The following is a 22,420-nucleotide window of genomic DNA, read 5'->3' on the forward strand; positions in this document are numbered from 1 at the left end:
CCTGCAACACCCTTTTCAGATCATTAATTCAAGGAGGTTCCCATGTGCGGCATTGTCGGCGCCATTAATGGCGGCACTGTAATCAACGACCTGTTATCCGGTCTCCACCGTGTTGAATATCGCGGTTATGACTCTGCAGGCGTTGCCATTCTTCACAATCAGGAAATTGCGCGTCGTCGTGCAGAAGGCAAACTGAACCAACTGGAAGAGCTTTTATTTAAAGCTCCACTGGATGGGGCCGCAGGCATCGGTCATACCCGCTGGGCCACCCACGGCATGCCCTGTGTTGCCAATGCTCACCCCCATGCCACAGCTCAAGTCGCTGTTGTCCATAATGGGATTATTGAAAACTTCAAAGATATTCGCGAGCAACTCACAGCCGATGGTCATGTGTTTGAAAGCGAAACCGATACCGAGGTCATCCCACATCTCATCACTCATTATCTTGCCAAAGGCATGTCTCCTGAGGCCGCCGTACAAGAAGCAATTGAAAAACTACGTGGTGCTTATGCACTGGGTGTCTTGATGCGTGATGACCCGGACCACCTTTATGCGGCACGCAAAGGTAGCCCTCTTGTACTGGGCAAGGCAGAACACGGGGCATATCTGGCATCTGACAGTATTGCCCTTTCAGAAAAAGCCAGTGAACTGATTTTCCTTCAAGAAGGTGACATGGCCGTTTTAGGGCGCGATCAGATTGAGATCACAGATATTTGTCATCGCAAGGTCAAACGCAAAGTTGCCACACGCACGACCACAAATGCCGCATGTGACAAAAACGGTTATGCCCATTACATGCTGAAAGAAATTCATGAACAGCCTGACGCCGTTGAAAAGACAGTTCAGGCCAATGCCAATGCCCTTTATGACAGCGCATTGGACTTTTCAGACCTTTCACGCCTGACCATCGTGGCCTGTGGCACATCCTTTTATGCCGCCAGTGTTGCGAAATACTGGTTTGAAAAATATGCAGACTTGCCCGTTGAAACGGATATTGCCTCCGAATTCAGATATCGCAGCCCCTATATGCCACAAAATGGGGCCGCCCTGTTTATTTCCCAATCAGGCGAAACTGCAGATACTTTGGCCGCGCTTCGTTATGCCAAAGATCAGGAACAAAAAATCATTTCCTTGGTCAATGTAGCGGACAGCAGTATTGCCCGTGAAGCAGATTATGTCTTCCATACCATGGCAGGTACAGAAATTGGCGTGGCCTCCACCAAAGCCTTTACCACGCAACTGACTTTATTGGCCCTGATCGCCCTTCAGGCAGGTCAACAACGCGGTGTTCTCTCCCATGACAAGGCGATGAAGCTGACACAGGAACTGGATGAATTGCCACAGGCGATGAAACGCCTGCTTACCTGCGACAGCGATACCCGCCATGTCGCACAGGAACTCGAACGCGCCAGCAACGCCCTGTTTATCGGACGCAACACCAGCTTTCCCATCGCCATGGAAGGTGCCCTGAAACTCAAAGAAATTTCCTACATCCATGCCGAAGGTTTTGGCGCAGGTGAACTTAAACACGGCCCGATTGCCTTGGTAGAACAAGATACCCCTGTGATTTCACTGCTGCCCAAGGATAGCCTTTATGAAAAGACATTATCCAACATTTATGAGGTTGAAGCACGCGGCGCACAAATCATCACCGTTGGACCAGAACCCATTGACGGCTTCCTTCATATTGATGTGGATGATATCGGCGAATTTTGCAACCCAATCCTTTATGCCCTGCCCATGCAACTCCTTGCCTATCACACAGCTGTTGTTCGCGGCACCAATGTGGACCAGCCCCGCAACCTCGCAAAATCGGTAACAGTCGAATGAGCACGTTACAAACATTCAAACAATGGGCGAAACATAGCCCCAGTCCGCTGGCACGTTTCGTCCGCACGCTCCATTCAAGCAGACAATCTTTGGAGATTCCGAAGGCATTCACAGTCCTCTATTCCCCTCTCTTCACTGTGCATCGGTCTCTTCAAACCTTGTTTGCCTGGATGGGGCAAACCTTCTACTCAACCCCCTTGTTTAAAAGCCAAATTCAGGGTACGGCCCAAAAGCTCAACCTATATGGGGGGCTCCCCCTCATCAGTGGCCCGCTTGACATTACCTGTGCAGACCGATGCCGCATTTCCGGGGCAACTACTTTTTCTGGACGTACATCCGCTACAAAAAGGCCACAGCTGAAAATTGGCAATAATGTCGGTATCGGCTGGCAAACCACCATTGCGGTCGGTTCCAGCGTCATCCTGGAAGACAATGTACGCATGGGCGGAAGAAACTTTCTGGCAGGTTATCCCGGTCATCCGCTTGATGCCCAAGAGCGCGCAGCAGGTTTAGCGGATCATGACGATCAAGTCGGAGATATCATTCTTAAAAAAGATGTCTGGATTGGAACAGGGGCGATGATCATGGCCGGTGTCACCATTGGGGAAGGCACCATTGTGGCAGCAGGCAGTATCGTAACGAAACCCCTACCCGCCCACGTCTTGGCGGGGGGAAACCCTGCACGCGTGATTAAGCAATTACCCAAAACAGAATGGGAGGCCGCCCAATGAAATCCGACCTTATTGTTTTTGGTGAAGATTGGGGTGGTCATCCCAGCAGCACCCAGCATCTTGTGAAATACCTCTCTCAGAACCGTAAAACCCTTTGGATCAATTCCATCGGTCTTAGACGTCCGCGCCTTTCTTTTAAGGATGTGAAACGCTTTCTTCATAAAGGCCGTGCTATTTTCCATAAAGGAACAGCACAGAAAATTGAAGGCCCGCGTGACGTTATCGCCCCCAGAGCCTTTCCGTGGCCGGGGAACCCACTGGCCAAACTCTGTAACAGATTGGTTTTGGCCCGTCAGTTGAAGGAGAAACTCAATGAACATGAAATTTCCAAACCAATTTTCTGGACCTCCCTACCAACAGCAGTTGATGTCCTTGAACAATTCGATAAACAAGCTGTGGTTTATTACTGCGGCGACGATTTCGGCGCGTTGGATGGCGTCGATCACGCCCCCGTCCTGGCCTGCGAAAAACGATTAGTCGATCAAGCTGATTTGATTTTAGCCGCTAGTGAAAAGCTGGCTGCGAAATTCCCAACAGATAAAACCTTTGTGCTGCCCCATGGTGTTGATTTCAATCTTTTCTCAACACCCGCAGCCTGCGCACCGGAATGCCGAACAAAACGCCCCATTGCTGGATTTTATGGCAGCATTTCCCCTTGGGTTGATATCGCCTTGATTGTGGAAACCGCCCTGCGTCTCCCTGACTGGGATTTCATGCTGGTCGGTCCTGTTAAAACGGATGTTTCCCCCCTGCTCCATCTGCCTAATGTGAAACTGGTTGGGCCCAAGTCACATGATCAACTGCCCTGTTATGTGCAACACTGGCAAGCCGCCTTGCTGCCTTTTAAAGACAATGAACAAATCAGGGCCTGCAACCCATTGAAGTTACGGGAATATCTTGCAACTCCGACACCTGTTGCGACCACAGACTTTCCGGCCATTGCCCCTTATCGTGAAAAGCTTAATATTTTTTCAGATGCAAAGGGCCTCGCTGAAATTTTGGAAAATATACGCCCAAACCCGGCACAACATTTATTGGTTCAAGATGAGAGCTGGACCCAGCGCGCTCAACAAGTCGACGATCTTCTGGGCATTTGGGACTGTGCATAATGTTGTTATATGTCCTCCTTGCCCTGATGCTCAGCCTACCCGCCCATGCACAGGACAGCTTGATCAAAAATTACGACATAGCCCCACGGCCACAAGCCCAAAGCTATTATGAGATCCGGGGGATTAACCCGACAGAGGAGCCGCAAATTGTCGTTATTCGCATGTCTGATCGAAGAAATGCTCCTTATCACCAGCGGGTAAATGAAGAACGTTGGGTCTTGCCTGGCCCCTTTCACTTGCTGTTTCAACCCAGTGCACTTCAAACACCATCCGGGCGTTTCCTAAATTTGTCAGAACTACAGGAAACCAAAATTTTTAGTCCGGCAAAGCTGAACTTCACAAATCTGCGCCCCCTTACCCCAGAAAAGCCCCCCTTTGCCTTTGATTTTGGCCCCACTCCTTCCCCCATTTTCAATGGGTTTCGCCCCATTACGCCTCAATCCCCTGAAATTACAGGAGGAACACCCAAAGCTTTCATTCGCAAAGGGGCCGATAGTCTCATCCGGGATGGGATCAAGGGTATCACCCGGTTTGAAATCCCCCTGCCCAATGGTCGCTGGCAAGCCTACCTGTGGACAGAAGATATTGGAGAATGGGAAACTCTTCCCTCCCTTTATGAACGCAGGGTGCGTATCAATGGAAAAGATATCTCCCATCTTCGCCAGAACCATCAACAATGGGTAAAATCACGCTACCTCCAAGGTCAGAAGGATCTGGGGACAACACCATGGGAGAGTTTCGGCAAAAGGCGTGGTGGCTTGCTTAAAACAAGCCTGATTGTCAGCAATGGTCATTTCAAACTGGAACTGGCGGGTTCAAATGCACAGGCCACCACACTCACCGGCCTGCTGCTTGAGCCACAAGGCAGTGATTTTTTCGCAAAAGTCGAAGGTTTTCGCAAAAACTGGTTTGAAAAACGCTGGCCCTACCTTGAAGAACAGAAAGAACGTCAAGCCTCACGACCTTCCTCCCTCGTTGCTTTTGCCGGAGAAACGCTTTTTATTCCAAGCCAAGATAAACAACCACGCCCACTCCCGACAATTAAGGTGACAAACTACGCAGTCCAGGTCGCTTTTCACCGCACAACCCCCAACAGTGGGCTGTTAGTCAAGCGATCAAAACGGTTTGCCCCCACACAAAAGAGTAAACAAGGCTATCATCGTATCGACATTTCACCGTCCACCCCGGCAGGAACCTATGATTTAGGGGGGCTCAAAATCCATGTGGTGGCACAGACTAAACCGACTTTACAAAAATCAATCGGTATTTATCTGGAACCCCCGCCCCATTTAAACAGAGCTGATGAGATCAATATGCAGGTTTGGTGCGATCTGGATTACCTGCGTCGTTTGGGTTTAACCGCCATCGCTCCCCCCTTTTCAAAAAACATCATTGCCGATTATCAACGTGCCACATCCTTTGGTTTTCGCGATATTCTCGCCTATACCCCCATGAAGCACACCATCACTGAAGTACGCCACGCCTTACACAGTCGTCAAATTGATCAACTGATTCTTTCAATTGCCGATGAACCCTCCAACCCGGCACAAGCCCAAAACATCAAGCGGCTGTCTGATTTTTTGCAAAATGAGACTCCTTTTGCAAAACGAGCAGGGCATCTCAACAATCCAAAAGATAAAAAACACCTCAAACATCTGGATTTCGTCTTGGTCAACAGCGGTTTTGGTGTAGATGGACGTGATATTTCAAGGCTGCGGAACCAAGGAAAGACCCCTTGGTTTTACAATATGGAAAACATTCGTTTGGCCGCAGGTTTCTATCTTTGGCGCACAGGTGCGCAAGGCTTCCTGCAATGGCATGGCCGGATGCCAACAGCTGATCCTTATGATCCCACCGATGGTCGCGAAGATGATGTACAAATGCTCTATCCCAGTGATACCGTCTGTTCCCAACAGGTTGAAATTGATATTTCCCTTATAGACATGATCAGGGGCCTGTCAGATTTACGCTGGCTCACCTGGCTGGATCAAGCCGCACAGACCCATTTGGAGGCACGGCTGATGAAAAAGCAGATCATGAAACGCATTCCCCCCATCTGGAAAAAGGCACAGTCCCTGCCTGCTGAACATTGGCACCTTTTACGTAACGACATTCAAAAACTGGCCCTTGCCTTGCAACAGTAACCTCAGAACCAAAACTGAGGTGCAAAATGAGAAAAACGCTAACGCTCACTCTTCTGGCAAGTCTTTTAAGTGGTTGCATCATGTCTGGCCCTATGGCCTTGCTGCCCCCAACGGCGAAATATTTGTTATGGAACAGCAATGACAAACCAGATGAAGAAAGCCGCCAGCCAATCTCCGTACAAGATCTGTTGAAAAATGCGCGCAAATTTTCAACCAAAAGCGCCCCACCAGCCAAAATTGAAATCGCTTATGATGATTACACCTTAACCGATGACAAAATTGAAGCCTTTATCCGTTTAAATTCACTCATTCTAAATATGACCTGTGGTCCTTATGAATATGGTTCCCCCCTCAATGCCGCAACCATGGCCCTGCGCACCTGCGGAGCAATCAAACGCCAATTAACAGATCGCGGCCTGAAATTAAATGTCCAGTTTGACCCGGAAGGGCCAAAGGGTAAGGCAATCCTCATCCCCGTTACAATGCGTGAGGGTAATGATGCGTAAAGAACTTGTTCGTCATATTGCCATCATTTTATGGGCGGCCTGGAGACGTAGATATCTGATCTGCATGCCTATCCTGATCATGCCATTTTTAGGATTGGCCGTTGGTATTTTGTCCCCCAAGAAATATGAAACCTACACCACCATTCTTATTCAGGAAACCGCCAAGCAAAACCCGTTTTTGGAAGATTTGGCTGTGGCGACCAACTTGAAATCCCGAATGGAAGCTTTGAATGCCTTGCTCCACAGCCGCCATATCCTGACCGAGGTTGCCTTCAAGCTGGGGCTGATTAACAAGGAAATGGATGAAACCCAGCGCCGCCGTGAAATTGCCCAACTTTCAAAAGCCCTAAGAAGCCGCTTGGTTGGCGAAGACCTGATTAAAATCACCTATACCTCCAATACCCCCAAAGGGATGGCAGAAACACTCCAACTGGTCAGTCTGCGCTTTGTAGAACGGGTCATCGCCCCACAGCGTTCGTCCATTATGCAATCTGAAACTTTTCTACAAAGCGAACTTGAAAAACGTCGTACTGACCTGAATGAAGCAGAAGCCCAACTCGCCGAATATAAAAGCAAATTCGCCAGTGAATTACCCGAACTTCACAGCGCAAATGTCACACGTTTAAGTCATCTTCGCGCCCTTTTGGCAGAACGACGCACGGCCTTGGAAGGGGCACGGGCCGAAGAACAAAAGGTGCGTGAACGCTTATCCCTCACCAATCCGGTTGTGGGAAAGATTGAGGAAGCCATCGTTGAATTGATGGCGGAACTCACCACCTTGCGCGCACGCTATACAGATCGCCATACCAGAATCCAAGCGGCCCTTCGTCGCCTTAAGGCCCTGGAAAACGAACGCACAAAAGTCATGAGTCAAACTCCTAAACTGGAGGGACAGAATCTTGACCGTCTGTGGAATATGGCGACCTCCAACGGCTTTCAAAATCAAAATGGCGTACAACCCCTTCTCGTTTCCCAACTGGAACGCCTACAAGATGCCCAAAACAAAAATGATCGGTTGGAAGAAGAAATCACCAGCCTTGAAAGAGAACTTGAAACGTTAAGCGAAAAAGTCAACGGCTTTGGTGAACATGAACGGCGCCTCAATGAACTGCACCGTGAAATTGAAGTACGCCGTAAAATTTATGCAGACCTGGCCGAACGCCATCAATTAGCCCGCGTCACAGGCGCTTTGGGGAAGTCTGAGGAAAGTGAGCGGGTGAAGCTCATTGACCCGCCTTTCACCCCATTGGCCCCCAGTAACCTGCCGCTTATTTTCTTTGTCGCAGCAGGGGTTATCGGTGGGATTTGTTTTGGGATTGGTCTCGCTTTCATCATTGAAATGATCGACACATCAGTGCGACGCAAAGACACCCTATCGCAAATTATCAACGCCCCTGTTTTCATCCGTATCCCCCCCTTGAAGGAATGAATAAAATGACAAAAACCGTTTTACAAATCGTCCAGCATCTTAAACCCGGTGGCATTGAAACCATGGCTTTGGACCTGCAACAGCATTTGGGTAACTGCCATGTTCATATTGTCAGCCTTGAAGGTACAAAAACGCAAGCCTTGCGCAACTGGCCCCGTTTAAAAACACGCAAAGAGCAGCTACATTTTCTCAATAAAAAACCGGGTTTCAGTCTTACGACAGTTTTTAAACTGATGGGGCTGATGAAAAAGCTAAAGGTCGATGCGGTTCACACCCATCATATTGGCCCCTTAACCTATGGTGGGACAGCCGCCCGGCTTTGTCGGATCAAACATCTGGTGCATACTGAACATGACGCCTGGCATTTGGAGAATACCAGAGCCGCCAAACTGGAAGGCCGGTTGCTGCGTCACCTAAAACCCGAACTGGTTGCCGACTGCATGCTTGTTGCTCAAAAGCTGCAAAAACTCACAAAAACAGCAGTTCCTTATGTCATCTACAATGGCATTGACACCCAACGTTTTTGCCCAGCGACACAACATGAAAAAGTCAACGCTCGCCGCCACTTTAGCCTTCCCCAAGGTGTGCCCCTCGTCGGCTGTGCCGCACGCCTGGAGGAAGTCAAAGGTATTTCCTACCTGATCGCAGCCATGTCTTACATGCCGGAAAACACCTATCTTGCCATTGCCGGTGAAGGCAGTTTTATGGAACGACTGCAACGTCAAGCCAGTTTCAACCATTGTGAAAATCGTATCTTGTTCCTGGGTCGTCTGGAGCAAATGGACCTTTTTTATAAGGCTATTGATGTCTTCTGCCTCCCCTCCCTAAACGAGGGTTTCCCTCTCTCCCCACTAGAAGCACAAGCCTGCAACGTACCAGCCGTTATTACAGATGTCGGCGGGGCTAAAGAAACACTTTGTCCCAAAACAGGTAGCCTCATCCAACCTTACAACGCCCATGAACTTAAAACCGCCCTGGAAAAGAAACTTTTTTGCATCAACAAATCTTCTTCCAGCGATTTTGTAAAATCTCGTGCTGATATTCGTTTAATGACAACAGCTTATGCCAAGCTGCTTGAGGTTTAGGAGATGACTATGCTTGATCTTTCCATTCTCATATTATCTGCCTTGGCCCTTTATCATCATGGCGTTTTCCCCCTTATTCTTAAAATGGTAAGGCCCCAGAAAAGCCCGTTTGAAAGAAAAGAAATTGACTGGCCCAAAATCACTTTAATCGTCCCAGTCTATAATGAAGAAAATACCATTGCCGAAAAAATCATAAATACAGCCTGTCTGGATTACCCTGCTGATAAACTTAAGCTCCTCATTGCCTGTGATGGTTGCACGGATCAAAGTGTTGAAACAGCTCGTCACACCCTTGATATGGCAGAAGCGGCTAACCTCAATGCCAATATTCTGGATTTTAAAGAAAATCGTGGCAAAGTCGCCGCACTCAATGACGCGATTGCCCAAACCAATGGCGACCTTATTGCCTTAAGTGACTGCTCCAGCATCCTCTCATTAGACGCGATTAAACGCATGGCACGTCATTTTGATGATCCCCATATCGGTGTTGTCGGTGGCACCTATCAATTTGCACAGTGCGGCGATCCAGCCGAACAAAACTATTGGACCTATCAACGTGCCATCAAAAAAGGCGAAGCCCACTTCGGTGCCCCAATGGGCATGCATGGGGCCTTTTATGGTTTTCGAAAGTCCCTGTCTCGTCCCTTGGCTGCTTATATTATCAATGATGATTTCATCCTGCCCATGAAGATCGTCGCCCAAGGCTATCGCGCTATTTATGATGAAAAAATCTGCGCTGTTGAAACGGAACAAACCACAGAGCAAATGAACTGGAAACGCCGTGTGCGCATTTCAGCCGGTAATGTTCAACAAGCCCTTCTTTGCGCAGACCTGCTCAATCCCAAAAGCCCCGGCATCGCTTTTTGCTTTTTTTCTGGCAAATTCCTGCGGGCCTGGATGCCGTTTATTCTCTTAAGTGTTTTCCTGCTCAGTGGTTTTGCAGCACTTGAACACACTTTTTATCTTGCCTTTTTCAGCCTACAACTGACTGGACTTGGCGTGATCTCTCTTCCGATATTGAAATCAAAGCTCATTCTCACCCTACGTTACATCATCGTTGGTCATCTAGCCGGACTTGTTGGCGCCCTGAAATATCTCCTCGGTCTGGAGAAAGGCGCCTGGAAACGTGCGTGCTCATAAGGAGTCTCCCCCATGCAACAAACCTTTTATATCCCCAACAGCGTTTCTTACAGCAAGCGTTTCTTTGATCTGGCTTGTGCCACAATTGGCCTGATCCTTTTAAGCCCCCTCTTTCCCCTTCTCGCTCTTTTGATCAAGCTGGATTCACCCGGCCCCATTATTTTCAAACAACTTCGCATTGGCTGCGTGCATGATGACCGGATTGATTTTTTCTGGATGTATAAATTCCGCTCCATGCGCGAAGATGCAGAAAAAAAATCAGGCCCCGTCTGGGCCAGTAAAAAAGATCCCCGCGTTACACGTATTGGCATCATTCTACGCAAAACCCGCCTGGATGAACTACCACAACTTTTCAATATTCTGAAAGGCGATATGTCTCTGGTTGGCCCCCGCCCGGAACGCCCCAGCATGTATCCCACACTGGAAAAGGAAATCCCTTATTTCACCGAAAGAACCTACGGCATTCGCCCTGGTGTAACAGGCGTTGCCCAAGTCTTTCAGGGATATACAGACACTGTTGATCAGGCCCGTGACAAAGTGGCCTTTGATCATGCCTATTCCTTAAGTCTTTTAAACACATCAAGCTGGTTAAAAATGGACTTACACGTTTTATGGAAAACCGTCAGCGTGGTTATTCTTGGACGCGGCCAATAATACAGCACCACAAGTGAGGACATCATGAAAAAGAAATTTATCGCTATGCTTTTTAGCTACGTTCTGCTCCTTTCTCCATCCGCTAACGGGGCAGAAAAAATCACCTTTGCCATTTCCCCTGAACGTAATGTCAGTGAATTGGCCCGCCTTTGGATCCCAGTGCTCAATGAACTGGAAAAGATCAGCGGCCTAGAGCTTAAATTTGAAACAGCTCCCAATGCAGAACAATTTAATCAGAAACTCAAAAAAGGGGGGAGTACTATTGTTTTTGTCGACCCTTATGCCTTTTCAAGTTTACTCAGTGACCATTACACAGCCCTTGCTAAACCACAAAACCCAGGAGAAGAAAATGCGCCCTTAGGTCTGGTGGTCGTCCATAAGAAGTCCCCTTATAAAACGCTGGATGATCTGGGGGGAAAATCATTTTCATTCTCCAGTGCGGAGTCTTTTTCAGCCAGTGTATTGCCACGTTTTCACATGCAGGCCACAGGCATTCCTTATAAGGCAAGCTTTGCGCGTTCTTCCATGTCATCAGTCCTCGCCGTTTCGCGTGGTTTACAAGATGCCGCAGGTCTGGAAGCCAGTTTTTATCATTCCCTGCCTAAATCCCTGAAACGCAATTTACGTATTGTCTGGACTTCAACCCCATCAGATTTATGTCAGGGAATGAAAAACCATCCCTTTGTTTTTGCCGTCCATAAAACTCTTTCCAATGAAACCGCTGCGAAATTGCAATCTGCACTCCTCAGCCTTAATGACAGCCTTAAAGGGCGCAACTTGATAAAACAACTGGGCTTTAACAAAATCCAACTCGCCCACAATCAGGACTGGACAGGTTTAAAACCCATTGCCCTTCGCGTTCTGGCTGAATAGCCCGCACATGGCGGGATTGCTTTTTGCATCTCATTTTGCGACATCGCCCTATACCCCAAACGAGAAAACAACTTAACCTATTGAAAATAAATATAATATTTTTTGGCACAGCTACTGCATCTCTTTTTACAAACCTTTTAATCAGGAGATCAGCCATGCAGTTACATTACGCTCCCCCCTGTTTTCAGAAACAAACAATCTTCCTGAGTGGCGCCTTAAACGCCGTTGCAATGGCCGAATTGCGAAACGTATTTGATATCATTGCCAATTCAGAAGTCACAGACGTCACCATTGATTTTACCCATGTCAGCCGCTTGGATGCGTCCGGTGTGGGCGCAATTGTCTTCCTATTCAAGCGCCTGAAAAATACACAACGCACTCTCAAAATCACAGGCGTCCACGGTCAGCCTGAAGCCGTCATCCGGCTCTTGCGCATGGAGAAAGCCATTAACACACAGTTTCTGGATTAAGGGGAGAAACATGATGTTGATCAAATCTCTTACCCTAACAGTCTGCGCCCTTACCCTGACAGCCTGCGCCTATTGGCCACCAGAAGGACAAGGCGGACAGGCCGAAAGTTTTGAAACGGAACCCGCTTATTGGAGCGAACTGCGCCAAAACAACAAGCGTCTTATTGAATGTTTTGACCGGACGATACAGGGGCTGGCCTCCAGCTCTTATCAGCAGCGCCATCCTGCCAAGTTAAAAGAACTGTCTATTGACTGGACACGAGCCATACGCGCCCACAGCGCCCATATGGACCTTGAAGCCCAAAACGATCTCATCACACTGGCACAAAAATTTCGTCAGTTTCACAAAATACTCCAACGCCAAGGCCACTTTCAACTGATCTCAAACGCCACCACTTCGCAGGAGACGTGCTCATGAACTATTTAATCAAGATCACCTTATTCCTCTTCTCTCTTCTCCTCGGCATGGCAATCGCCCTTGCCGAAGAAACGGCCCCGAAGATTACAGTTGGCGATATCATTGAAATCCGCCTCCCTGGGGAAACAAGTTTTGAAAAACCATTTCAGGTCAATCGCGAAGGCGTAGTCTCTTTACCGGAAGTCGGTGAGATTGAGCTTTCAGGGCTCACCCTTCAGAAAGCGAAACTCACTATTCTTGAAAAGCTGGAACCTGTTTTTAAAGACCTCTCACGTCTTGAAATCAATCTGATTGAACGCCGCCTTGCCGTCATGGTTTTGGGCTATGTTAAAACCCCCGGCCCCGTGGACCTCCCCCATGGGGCAACTGTTCAAATGGCTATTAATTCTGCCGGTGGTCTCGCCCAAGGTGCCCAATTGGACAAGCTTCAAGTACGTCGCGATGGCAATATTCTCACCTTTGACTATAAAGCCTATCTTGATAGCGGCAATCCAGATCTGATCCCCGAACTGCAAGCCATGGATACCGTTTTTGTTCCTGCTTCCCCTCTTACAGGGAATGTACAGGTGGAATTTGATGCCCGTACCTTAACTGCTGCTGGCGATGGTGGTGAAGACGGACAGGCTGTCAAAGTTTTTGGTGAAGTTCACCGCCCCGGCACCTTCGCCTATAAGGGAGAGCCCGATGTCATTGATCTGATCATGCGCGCAGGCGGTGTGACCAGATATGCCGGAATTGAACAAATTCGGGTCATTTCAAGCGGCACCCCCTTCCCCTTTAACATGCGTGAATATCTAGATACGGGGAATAAGGCCCTGTTACCTGAGCTTGTGGCCGGGGACACCATCTTCGTTCCCCAAGCCAGTGATCAGGTTAAAGTCGGTGCCCGAACCGTTTATGTGATGGGTGAAGTGTTTAAGCCTGGTGCCTTTGAAACAAAGGAAGGGGCCAGCTTTTACGATATCCTTGCCAATGCCGGCGGACCAACCCGTTTTGCAGAAACCCGTCAAATCCGCATTTTACGTGCCAATGGTTCTGTTATTCCTTTTGATCTTCAAGCCTATGTTGATGGTCCTAGCGCAGGCGCTCTGCCCGAGATCGTCCCCGGTGATGCGATTTTAGTTCCCGAAAAAGTGGACATGAATGAAAAGTCATGGCTCAAAGTCCCGCCAAGTCGGGCCATTCGCATCATCGGGGCGGTCTATCGACCAGGGCGTTATGAATGGTCAGATGAAATGTCCATGATGGATTTAATCGCCCATTCCGGTGGCCCACGTGCCGAAGCAGATACCGCCCATGTCCAAGTCATTTCACAAGGTGAAACCACCCCCTTTGACCTGAAAGACTTCCTGGAAAAAGGGGGCTCTTTAAGCAACCTTCCCCGTCTTAGCGCAGGTGATACAGTTGTTGTACCTGAACTGCCTAAAGACCCAAATGACAACCGTTCCCAATGGGTGCGCCAGTCTTCTGAACGTTCCATCTATATTTTTGGTCAGGTTAAGGCACCGGGGCGTTATGCCTTTAACGAAAACCTGAACTTCCTTGATATTCTTTCTGCTGCCCAAGGACCAACCCAAAGCGCAGATTTACGTAATGTGCGTGTATCTCATCGCAAGGAAACAGGTGCACGTGTGACAAAATTGAACCTACATACCTATTTCCAAACCGGAGATGAACACCTGCTGCCAAGCGTTCTGCCCGAAGATGTGATTTACGTGCCGGAACGCCAAGCCCAGTGGCTAAGTAAGCCCAAGGAAGAAACCGTGCGTGTTCTAGGGGCAATTGGTCGTCCAGGTCGCTATGATTATGAAGATACCATGACCATTCTCGACCTATTGGCCGAAGCAGGCGGACCAACCGCAGATGCCCTGCCTGATCGCATTGTTGTGGTCAACAAACGTCTGCAAGGCGACCCCCATGCACGTACATTTGATCTGGTTGGTTTTGCCAAATCCGGTGATTTTAGAGACCTGCCCGTCCTGCGCGCCGGTGATATGGTCTATATCCCCCATCAAGATCAAAGCGGTTGGGCGATCTTTTCAAAGGCCATGCGCGATGCTGTATCGGTTCTCTCCCTCGTCACCCTGATTGCAGGAGGATAAGTTATGGTAACTTTTCCCATTGAATATGTTGAAGTCGATCAGCTTTATCATCAAACGATTGCCCAAGGTCTTGGCCTCATTGCGATCACCGGCGTAGAAGGGGCTGAGGGAACAACGACCCTCAGCAAAACACTGGCAGAACGTACTGCGGCTTCTGGACAAAACACGCTCCTGATTGATCTCAATACCGCTAGTTCTATTTTGCACAAAGCCTATGACCTCCCCCAAAATGACTGGTATCCACAACAGTCCGCCCCCTTGCCTATACAGCCGACCCAACAGCCCAATCTTTCTCTGCTCAGTTGCCCAAAACAGAGTGCCAGCCGCTGGGAATTTCGCGATACAGCCAGCCTTTTGGCCTGTTTTAATGACCTGCGAGGAATTTATGAAGTCATTATCGTTGATACGTCCCCGCTTGGCAGGCGCAACCAGGGGAATATCCCTCCAGAAAATCTATGTACCTGCGCCGATGGGACATTAATGTGTGTATTAACAGGTGTAAGTAGTGAAACCAAGGTTCGTGATGCCTATGAACTGCTCAGGTCCGTCAATGCCAATATCCATGGGGCTGTGCTCAATGATCGCTTTGCCCCTTCTCTCGTCTCAGAACTGGTGCGCGAGACCTTTCGTCTGGATAAGCGCCTGCCGAACCTCATGAAAAAATTAAGGAGTTTTCTGCGCAATTCTACGTTGCTTAACCAAGATATTTAAGAGTACCATATCCATAACGATAAAAGATAATATCAAGGGAAACATATGGTATGACACAAAAACGTATTTTAATGGTGGAAGATGACCCCAGTGAAATCGCCCTGTGCAAAGCCTATCTTGCCAAAGAACCTTATGACTTTAGCAGTGTAGATCGTGGTGCCAAAGCTATTGAGGCCCTGAATGACAATTGCCCGGATGCGATTATTCTAGACCTCAAGCTTCCCGATATGAACGGGTTTGATATCCTTAAACATATTGCAGAACAGGAACAGCCCTGTGAAGTTGTCGTGGTCACAGGTAATGGTTCCATGAATGTGGCAGTGGAAGCCATGCAACTGGGCGCACGTGACTTCATGATGAAGCCCTACAATAAAGAACGGCTGATCACCACCCTTAAGAACACCTTTGAAAATCAGGCATTAAAGCGCATTGTGCGCACCTACCAAGAAGAAATTGACCGTCATGAATATTGTGGTTTTATCGGGTCAAGCCTTGCCATGCAACGCGTCTATACCATCATTGACAGTGCAGCAGACAGTAAGGCCACCGTTTTTATCACAGGGGAAAGCGGAACTGGTAAAGAAGTCTGTGCCGAAGCCATCCATAAAAAATCCAACCGGGCCAAGGGGCCGTTTATCGCCATTAACTGTGGCGCTATCCCCAAGGATTTGATTGAAAGTGAACTGTTTGGCCATGTTAAAGGCGCCTTTACCGGCGCCTTGAAAGATCGTGATGGGTCTGTACGTTCTGCTCATGGGGGCACCTTGTTTCTCGATGAAATTTGTGAAATGGATATGGCACTGCAACCCAAATTGCTCCGTTTCCTGCAAACCGGTAGCTTCAACAAAGTCGGATCGGACAAGCTGGAGCATGTGGATGTACGTATCGTCTGTGCCACCAACAAAGACCCCTTAAAACAAGTCGCTAATGGAAATTTCCGCGAAGACCTTTATTACCGTCTTCATGTTTTGCCCATGATCTTGCCGCCCTTAACTACACGCGACGGTGATGTCATTGAAATCGCCAACCATTTTCTCAAAACCTATGCTCGCGAAGAAAGCAAGGAATTTGAACGTTTTTCAAACGAAGTCGAAGCCGTTTTTAGCGCCTATAACTGGCCGGGTAACATTCGACAATTACAAAATGTTGTTCGTAATATTGTGGTGCTCAATAAAGGTGAAATTGTCACTCCAAATATGTTACCTGCCCCTCTTGATGATCTGATTGACGAGAACCTGCACGTCGCAACACCGCGGGCCCAAGTCACCATACAACAAATTCCTGCCCACGATCATATTACCCCCTTGCCCCCAACGACAGCACCAGCCTCCAGCGCCTTACCGATCAGCGTTGAAGAAATCAGGCCAATGGCAGATGTGGAACGTGAACATATTGAAAATGCCATCAAGCTTTGTGAGGGTAATATCCCGCAAGCATCCCATTATCTGGGCATAAGTGCCGCCACCATTTATCGCAAAAAAAGTGCATGGAAAGAATAAACAATAAAAGCCGCCCAACCAGAGCGGCTTTTATTGTCATGACCTCCTCTTTTAAAAATCTGATGCTGCTTTCATTTGCCTGAGTAAGACAAACACCATTACCCCGATAAACAGCAGTCCAATCAGCCCTCCTCCAATTTCAGGAGCTGGTGCTGCCAATAAGCTGCCGCAACTTTCATGCAAGGCTGAATTACAATTTGAATTTGCAATTCCACTGCCTGAGGCATTTCCAAAAGCGATGGGGTTGTAGTTATTTTCATCCGCCCATGAAGGACTCGCAAAAAGAGACGAACCCAAAGCAAAAATCGCAAATTGTGTCATAAAGTTCATAATGTTCTCCTTTTCGACAATTCATCTAACCACTACGCAATTTTACTGCCACAAGTAGACGTAACGGGCTGAGAGATAAGGAGATAACAAGAGATCCCCCCAGTGAAACATGGCATCATTCTTGCTGTTTATTTCATAGTTATTGAAAAAGGAGAAAATCATGAAAATGCTGCAAACAAGCTATGTTATTCGTCGCGATCACACACCTGTTAAAATGATCTTTGGCAGTGAGAAAAAAGCATCTCGCTTTACCCAACGACTACAAAGCCGTTTCCCAAATAACCTGTGGTCTGTAAGCAACCGCTTCCCGCTGGAAGGGACTGACTAATCCAACATCAAGAGGCGTCAAGCCCATGACTTCATTCAAGAATTAACCTCCACTTATCATTAGGTGGAGGTTTTTCTTTACCCGCCATTCGGCCCTGACTTTGCAACATTCTCCTTAAAAGGAGAAAAAAATGCATAAAATATCAAAATGCAAATCAGTTTGGGAAAAACCATGGCAAAAAGCGATAACAGCGGTGGGCTTAACAGCTCTTTTCCTCTCGCCTTTTTTGATCTCCCCACAGATGATTGAACCACTGTTCATCACCGGACATGAAGACAAACTCTTTCATGCTGTTTTCTTTGGCCTTTTAGCCTGCCTTATCCTGTCTAAGAAAAACCTGCTCCCTCCTATGATAAGCCTTATACTTCTTTTCGGCCTTGGGCTGTCTATTGAAGCCCTTCAAGGCTTGCTTCCTCATCGTGGAGCCTGCCTATATGATATCATCGCAAATGGGACTGGTATGGGAATTGCGGCCTATTTCAAGCTTCGTCTAACCTAAAACCGGCAAGCATAGCCCACGACTCTTCCGCCACAGAAATAAGCTCTTCTGATAGTTGAAGAGCCTGATTTTCCTTTTTCCCCACACAAGCGGCTTCTGCACGACGCGCCAACTGGTGAAGAGGGATAAGGCCATAATTCGCTGCTGAACTGCCCAAAGTATGAGTTTCCAGTTCCAGCATATCAAAATCACCTTCAGCAATCGCGATGCGAACTCTTTCAAGACGTTCTCGCGCATCCTGCAAGTAGATATCAATAAGTTCAGGAACCATTTCCGGGTCCGTATCTTCGGCCAGTTTCTCCAGATAACTTTTATCCAGTAATTGATCTGTCGTATTAGGCTGGACGTTTTCAAAGTCCACAGAAATATCTTCTCCTGACCATTTGGCGATACAGGCCAGGACGGCCTCTTTCTGAATGGGTTTTTGCAAGTAATCATCCATCCCGGCCTCCAGAAACTTCTCACGATCCCCCTTCATGGCGTGGGCGGTCAAAGCAATGATGGGAATATTTTTAACCTGCCCATCCATCTGGCGAATACGCCGTGTGGCTTCCAAACCGTCCATTTCCGGCATGGACCCATCCATTAAGATCAAATCCAAGGGAAACTCTTGTGCCATTTGAACAGCTTCAACCCCATCAGCAGCTGCAACGACCTGATGGCCCTGTTTTTGTAAAAGCATGCGGGTGATGATCATATTGGTGGGATGGTCTTCTGCGATTAAAATTCGTAAAGGTCGCTGCGTCTTAGTCGAGATTATAGTACTCTCAACTGTTTTATCTTTGACGATGAAGCCCGTTTTCAGGTCAAGTTCAACCCAGAAAGTTGATCCCTTGCCTTCTTGGCTCACAAAGCCGATGTCACCTCCCATGATTTCAACCAGTTTGCGCGTAATCGCAAGCCCCAGCCCCGTCCCACCAAATTTGCGGGCATAAGAAGCATCAATGGTGGAAAACTCTCCAAAAACCTGATCCTGTAGATTATCTGGAATGCCAATGCCCGTATCTTTAACTTCAAAACGTAAACGATGGCTATCTTCATCCTGCTTGATGGGTAGGGCCGTAATTTCCACCCCCCCTTTTTCCGTAAACTTAACCGCATTTCCCAAAAGATTAAGCAAGATTTGGCGCAAACGCCCGCCATCACACAGGACACTCCAGGGAAGAGCAGGGTCAAAAGTCGCACTGAAAGCCAGCCCTTTTGCACGGGCTTGTGAACCCAACAGATCAGTGATAGAGGCCACAAGCGGTTGCAGTTCCACATCACTTTCTTCAAACTGCAATTTGCCTGCTTCCATTTTGGAAAAATCAAGGACATCGTTGATAATACTTAACAATGCCTCCCCAGACTCTTTGGCTGTACGCACATATCGGCATTGTTCATCATCAAGTCGAGTTTCCGACATTAAGCCCATTACCCCCAATACACCGTTGAGGGGCGTTCTAATTTCATGGCTCATCATAGCCAGAAAACCAGCTTTGGCTTCATTGGCAACCTCGGCCCGCTGCTTGGCTTCTTTCAGGTTATTTTCATAAGCCTTCTGTTCGGTAATATCGCGCAGATAAGAAACAAACAGAACTTCCTCATGATTGCCGGAAGCCATTTCAATGGCCAGTTCAATGGGAAATTCTTCGCCGTTTTTGCGCAAAGCCTGAACCTCAATACGCTTACCTAAAACCGGTCCCTCCCCCGTCTGGTGATAATGGGCCATCCCTTTGCGATGCGCATCTCGCAAACGTTCAGGAATAATCAAGCTTGCCATTTCCTGATCAAGCGCTTCTTCACGGGTGTAGCCAAAGCATTTTTCGGCTGCCGGGTTAAATTCAACGACTTTGCCTTGCCCATCCACACAAATAATACAATCAAGGGCAGAATCAATTGTCGCGCGAAAACGGTTTTGACTTTCCAGCAGCGCTTCTTCACGCTTTTTCAATTCAGTGATATCAATGCGGAAACCAACGATTGCCCCGGATTCTGTCTTATTTTCCCAAACCCTGATCCAGTTACCATTATCCAGCTTTTGTTCAACCGGACCTTTGGGATGAAGGTGAGCATCCATACGCTGGGCAATCCATTCGTCTTCCCGTCCTTTGGCTTCGGGATACTGCCCTCGTTTCACACCTGTTTCAATGATATTGCTAAAGGTGTTGCCAGGATAAAGTAGATCTGCCGAACTGGCATAAATTTCACGATAACGTTGGTTACAAACCACCAAACGATCATTTTCATCATAGAGAACAAAACCATCGTTGCTGTTTTCAATCGCATCAACCAAACGCGTTTCAGCATCACGGGCTTCTTTTTGAGCTGTAACTTCCTGAGTTAAGTCGCGCAAGGTCCCTACAAACAGGGTTTCACCTTCCAGCTCCATCGGGTTAACGGAAAGCTCAAGAGAAACGCTCTCCCCTGCCTTTGTCAGCCCCGTCACACGGCGGCGATTGCCAATAATACGCCCCTGCCCCGTATTCATATATTTCTGAATATAACCATCATGGCACTTTCGGTCCGGCTGGGGCATTAACATACTAACATTGCGCCCCAGCAACTCTTCCCGACCATAGCCAAACAAATCAGACACTGCAGGATTAACCGACAGTAATATGCCTTTACTATCAATGGTTAAAATCCCGTCATTTACTGTATTCAAGACCGTACGCAAACGCTTTTCATTAACCTGAATCTCTCCATAAAGCTCATTTAAGCGTGAAGACATCCTGTTAAAACTTTTGGCCGTTTCGCCAATTTCATCCTCGCTGGAAATCGTAAGCTGTACCCCAAGTTCCCCATCAGCAATTCTTCGTGAGGCTTGGCGTAACTGGTTTAACTCACGGGTCAGATATGTCCCGAGCATGTAAGAAAACAGAGCAACCAACATCACTTCGACCATCGCAATCGCAATCATTTGCTGGCGCGCCTTATCACTTGCCGCTTCCACAAAGGAGCGAGACAAGGCAATCTCCACCTGACCAAATTTTTGCCCTTCCAAAGCCACTATCTTCAAACGATTTACAGAAGAAGAGCGTTGTCCTGTTGCCTGATGGTCATAGAGGGTAACTCCGTTCACATCCATCATCTTGATCGAAGCGATTGCCGGACTTTTAAGAAGATCATTCCCGACTTTATCCAAAGTCTCAAGATCATAAGAAATCAGAGCATCACGTGTTGCATTAACCAGTAAGGAAATAATCACATCAGCCTGACGCTGCAGCTCTTCCTCATGGGATTTATGCAAAATGTTTAAACTGCTCCAGACCAAAATCACCAACAAGGCAATTTCAATTGTGGCGACACCAAGGATGGTTTTTAAGCGAAACGACATAGGCCCCCATATTTTCTTTCTGAGTAGAATACATGGCTATTTAAGATGTGCGAGTCTCATTTTTACTCGCAAAATGAGAAAAATGCATAGCCAACCAATTACATGGGCATGTAGCTGCTAACTTTTTTACTGATTAAATTCAAATCCAATGGTTTTGATAAATATTCCAACACCCCCATTTCAAAGGCGAGTTCCACATCGGAAACCAAATTTTTTGACGTCAACATCAACACCGGGATATCGCGTGTTTCTTTTTTTGCACGCAGTTCACGAAGAACCTCAATCCCGCTAAAATCAGGCATTTTCCAGTCTAATATAATAACGGCTGGTAATTTGGAAGAAGCCTCCTGGAGAGCTTCTGCGCCATTCTTTGCCTCATAAACAACATAGCCATCTTTTTTGCCTAAGCGGGCTTTCAACGTAGCACGTGTCGTAATTTCATCATCGACAATAAGAACCGAGGGGCCGAGTTTAAACATGTTACCAAACATTTCTTATCTCCTTTTTCTCTAACCAAAAAAGAGATAAGCAAAAACACTGCCAAACTTGAAGAAGAAGAAGGAGGATGGTGGTTTATACTAAAATAACAAGTTATTATATCGTGGCTCAGGACCTATTGACCCAGCTCGCGAAAGTAGTCCACAGGAAATTGTGGACCCCTTCCGTAAAACCGGAGAGTACCTTCTATTAAACTGAGATTTACAGGAGGAATAAATGAGCCTTAAAAATCAAAAGACTTTAAACGCAAAGCCGTCCAGCTTACACTGACAAGCAGGCTTTCCCGCAAACAAGTTGCTGCCGACCTTAGCATTGGCATGTCCACCTTGAACAAAAGGGTGTTCGGACACATCAATCGATTTTATCCCCCTAAACGAAGCCACTCATATCTGGGTAATATAAATCCCATGCCGTTTGAATTGAAAGCCGCCTAAACAGAGAAGGTGCTCTCCAGTTTCCCACTTTCGTAGGCATAACGGCTTGGCAGCTTTATCCACCCGCAACCGGGGGCCAGACGGCGAGATGATCTTTATCATCCAGCTCTTGTGTGGCACGCTGGCTCGGTTCCACATAGATACCGTTCACCAATACCAAGTGGCAAAACTCTGGCGGCACGCCGTAATCGGCCAACAGCCCTTCAACCGTCTTCACCCCCTCAACAGTCACCTCAGCCTCATTCCCATTGGCATGTTCGGGCAAATATTTGCCAAGCTGGGCATACAGTTTCAATGTAACATTCATAAGT

The 22,420-nt window shown here is 47.7% G+C and carries 21 protein-coding genes; 17 read left to right on the forward strand and 4 right to left on the reverse strand.

Going from position 1 to position 22,420, the window contains the following annotated elements; genetic code table 11:
- The first annotated feature begins 42 nt into the window (after window positions 1-42).
- The 15 genes from glmS (at window position 43) to E4K71_RS09155 (ending at window position 16,701) form a co-directional block, all read left to right on the forward strand.
- Entirely contained in the window at window positions 43-1,830 is a 1,788-nt protein-coding gene (gene glmS, locus E4K71_RS09085; RefSeq protein ID WP_135078820.1) for a glutamine--fructose-6-phosphate transaminase (isomerizing), read from the forward strand.
- Entirely contained in the window at window positions 1,827-2,561 is a 735-nt protein-coding gene (locus E4K71_RS18560; RefSeq protein ID WP_135078822.1) for an acyltransferase, read from the forward strand. Before glmS ends, E4K71_RS18560 begins: the two co-directional genes overlap by 4 nt.
- Window positions 2,558-3,670: a glycosyltransferase family 1 protein gene (locus E4K71_RS09095; RefSeq protein ID WP_135078824.1), complete on the forward strand. Its 1,113-nt coding sequence runs from the start codon at window positions 2,558-2,560 to the stop codon at window positions 3,668-3,670. Before E4K71_RS18560 ends, E4K71_RS09095 begins: the two co-directional genes overlap by 4 nt.
- Window positions 3,670-5,814 (forward strand): hypothetical protein, encoded by a 2,145-nt coding sequence (locus tag E4K71_RS09100; RefSeq protein ID WP_135078826.1) that lies wholly within the window; start codon window positions 3,670-3,672, stop codon window positions 5,812-5,814. Before E4K71_RS09095 ends, E4K71_RS09100 begins: the two co-directional genes overlap by 1 nt.
- Before the next feature lie 80 nt (window positions 5,815-5,894).
- A complete protein-coding gene (locus E4K71_RS09105; RefSeq protein ID WP_135078828.1) occupies window positions 5,895-6,320 on the forward strand; it encodes a hypothetical protein in 426 nt (141 codons plus the stop codon).
- Window positions 6,310-7,749, forward strand: a complete 1,440-nt coding sequence (locus E4K71_RS09110) for a Wzz/FepE/Etk N-terminal domain-containing protein (protein ID WP_135078830.1) — start codon at window positions 6,310-6,312, stop codon at window positions 7,747-7,749. Before E4K71_RS09105 ends, E4K71_RS09110 begins: the two co-directional genes overlap by 11 nt.
- Window positions 7,750-7,754: 5 nt before the next feature.
- The gene (locus tag E4K71_RS09115) at window positions 7,755-8,834 is read left to right on the forward strand and encodes a glycosyltransferase (RefSeq protein WP_167730403.1); all 1,080 of its coding nucleotides are present in this window, start codon (window positions 7,755-7,757) and stop codon (window positions 8,832-8,834) included.
- A 9-nt stretch (window positions 8,835-8,843) separates the two neighbouring features.
- The gene (locus tag E4K71_RS09120) at window positions 8,844-9,974 is read left to right on the forward strand and encodes a glycosyltransferase family 2 protein (protein ID WP_167730405.1); all 1,131 of its coding nucleotides are present in this window, start codon (window positions 8,844-8,846) and stop codon (window positions 9,972-9,974) included.
- A 12-nt stretch (window positions 9,975-9,986) separates the two neighbouring features.
- A complete protein-coding gene (locus E4K71_RS09125) occupies window positions 9,987-10,628 on the forward strand; it encodes a sugar transferase (protein WP_135078836.1) in 642 nt (213 codons plus the stop codon).
- 24 nt (window positions 10,629-10,652) lie between these two features.
- Window positions 10,653-11,501 (forward strand): phosphate/phosphite/phosphonate ABC transporter substrate-binding protein, encoded by an 849-nt coding sequence (locus tag E4K71_RS09130; protein WP_135078838.1) that lies wholly within the window; start codon window positions 10,653-10,655, stop codon window positions 11,499-11,501.
- 155 nt (window positions 11,502-11,656) lie between these two features.
- On the forward strand, window positions 11,657-11,971 hold the full coding sequence (locus tag E4K71_RS09135) for an STAS domain-containing protein (protein ID WP_135078840.1): 315 nt from the start codon (window positions 11,657-11,659) through the stop codon (window positions 11,969-11,971).
- A gap of 10 nt (window positions 11,972-11,981) precedes the next feature.
- Complete coding sequence (locus E4K71_RS09140; RefSeq protein WP_135078842.1) at window positions 11,982-12,389, forward strand: hypothetical protein; 408 nt, start codon at window positions 11,982-11,984, stop codon at window positions 12,387-12,389.
- Window positions 12,386-14,491, forward strand: a complete 2,106-nt coding sequence (locus E4K71_RS09145; protein WP_135078844.1) for an SLBB domain-containing protein — start codon at window positions 12,386-12,388, stop codon at window positions 14,489-14,491. The genes E4K71_RS09140 and E4K71_RS09145 overlap by 4 nt, the downstream gene beginning before the upstream one ends.
- Before the next feature lie 3 nt (window positions 14,492-14,494).
- Window positions 14,495-15,202, forward strand: coding sequence for a cellulose synthase operon protein YhjQ/BcsQ (locus E4K71_RS09150; RefSeq protein WP_135078846.1), 708 nt, complete (start codon window positions 14,495-14,497; stop codon window positions 15,200-15,202).
- Between the two features lie 50 nt (window positions 15,203-15,252).
- The gene (locus E4K71_RS09155) at window positions 15,253-16,701 is read left to right on the forward strand and encodes a sigma-54 dependent transcriptional regulator (RefSeq protein WP_135078848.1); all 1,449 of its coding nucleotides are present in this window, start codon (window positions 15,253-15,255) and stop codon (window positions 16,699-16,701) included.
- A 51-nt stretch (window positions 16,702-16,752) separates the two neighbouring features.
- Here E4K71_RS09155 and E4K71_RS09160 read toward each other — a convergent pair whose 3' ends face one another.
- Window positions 16,753-17,031 carry a hypothetical protein gene (locus tag E4K71_RS09160; RefSeq protein ID WP_135078850.1) on the reverse strand — a complete coding sequence of 93 codons (279 nt, stop codon included), beginning with the start codon at window positions 17,029-17,031 and terminating at the stop codon, window positions 16,753-16,755.
- Between the two features lie 160 nt (window positions 17,032-17,191).
- On the opposite strand from E4K71_RS09160, the gene E4K71_RS18235 reads away from it, so the two are divergent.
- Window positions 17,192-17,359 carry a hypothetical protein gene (locus tag E4K71_RS18235; RefSeq protein ID WP_167730407.1) on the forward strand — a complete coding sequence of 56 codons (168 nt, stop codon included), beginning with the start codon at window positions 17,192-17,194 and terminating at the stop codon, window positions 17,357-17,359.
- 130 nt (window positions 17,360-17,489) lie between these two features.
- On the forward strand, window positions 17,490-17,858 hold the full coding sequence (locus E4K71_RS09165) for a VanZ family protein (RefSeq protein WP_135078851.1): 369 nt from the start codon (window positions 17,490-17,492) through the stop codon (window positions 17,856-17,858).
- On the opposite strand, the gene E4K71_RS09170 is transcribed toward E4K71_RS09165, so the two are convergent.
- The 3 genes from E4K71_RS09170 to E4K71_RS09180 all read right to left on the reverse strand — a co-directional run bounded on the left by E4K71_RS09170 (window position 17,839) and on the right by E4K71_RS09180 (window position 22,416).
- The gene (locus tag E4K71_RS09170; protein ID WP_135078853.1) at window positions 17,839-21,177 is read right to left on the reverse strand and encodes a PAS domain S-box protein; all 3,339 of its coding nucleotides are present in this window, start codon (window positions 21,175-21,177) and stop codon (window positions 17,839-17,841) included. The two genes, E4K71_RS09165 and E4K71_RS09170, sit on opposite strands and share 20 nt — an antisense overlap.
- Window positions 21,178-21,275: 98 nt before the next feature.
- Window positions 21,276-21,668, reverse strand: a complete 393-nt coding sequence (locus E4K71_RS09175; RefSeq protein ID WP_135078855.1) for a response regulator — start codon at window positions 21,666-21,668, stop codon at window positions 21,276-21,278.
- A gap of 496 nt (window positions 21,669-22,164) precedes the next feature.
- On the reverse strand, window positions 22,165-22,416 hold the full coding sequence (locus E4K71_RS09180) for a MoaD/ThiS family protein (protein ID WP_135078857.1): 252 nt from the start codon (window positions 22,414-22,416) through the stop codon (window positions 22,165-22,167).
- Window positions 22,417-22,420 lie beyond the last annotated feature (4 nt).

Origin of the sequence: Terasakiella sp. SH-1 (assembly GCF_004564135.1) — a bacterium.
Lineage (GTDB): Bacteria > Pseudomonadota > Alphaproteobacteria > Rhodospirillales > Terasakiellaceae > Terasakiella.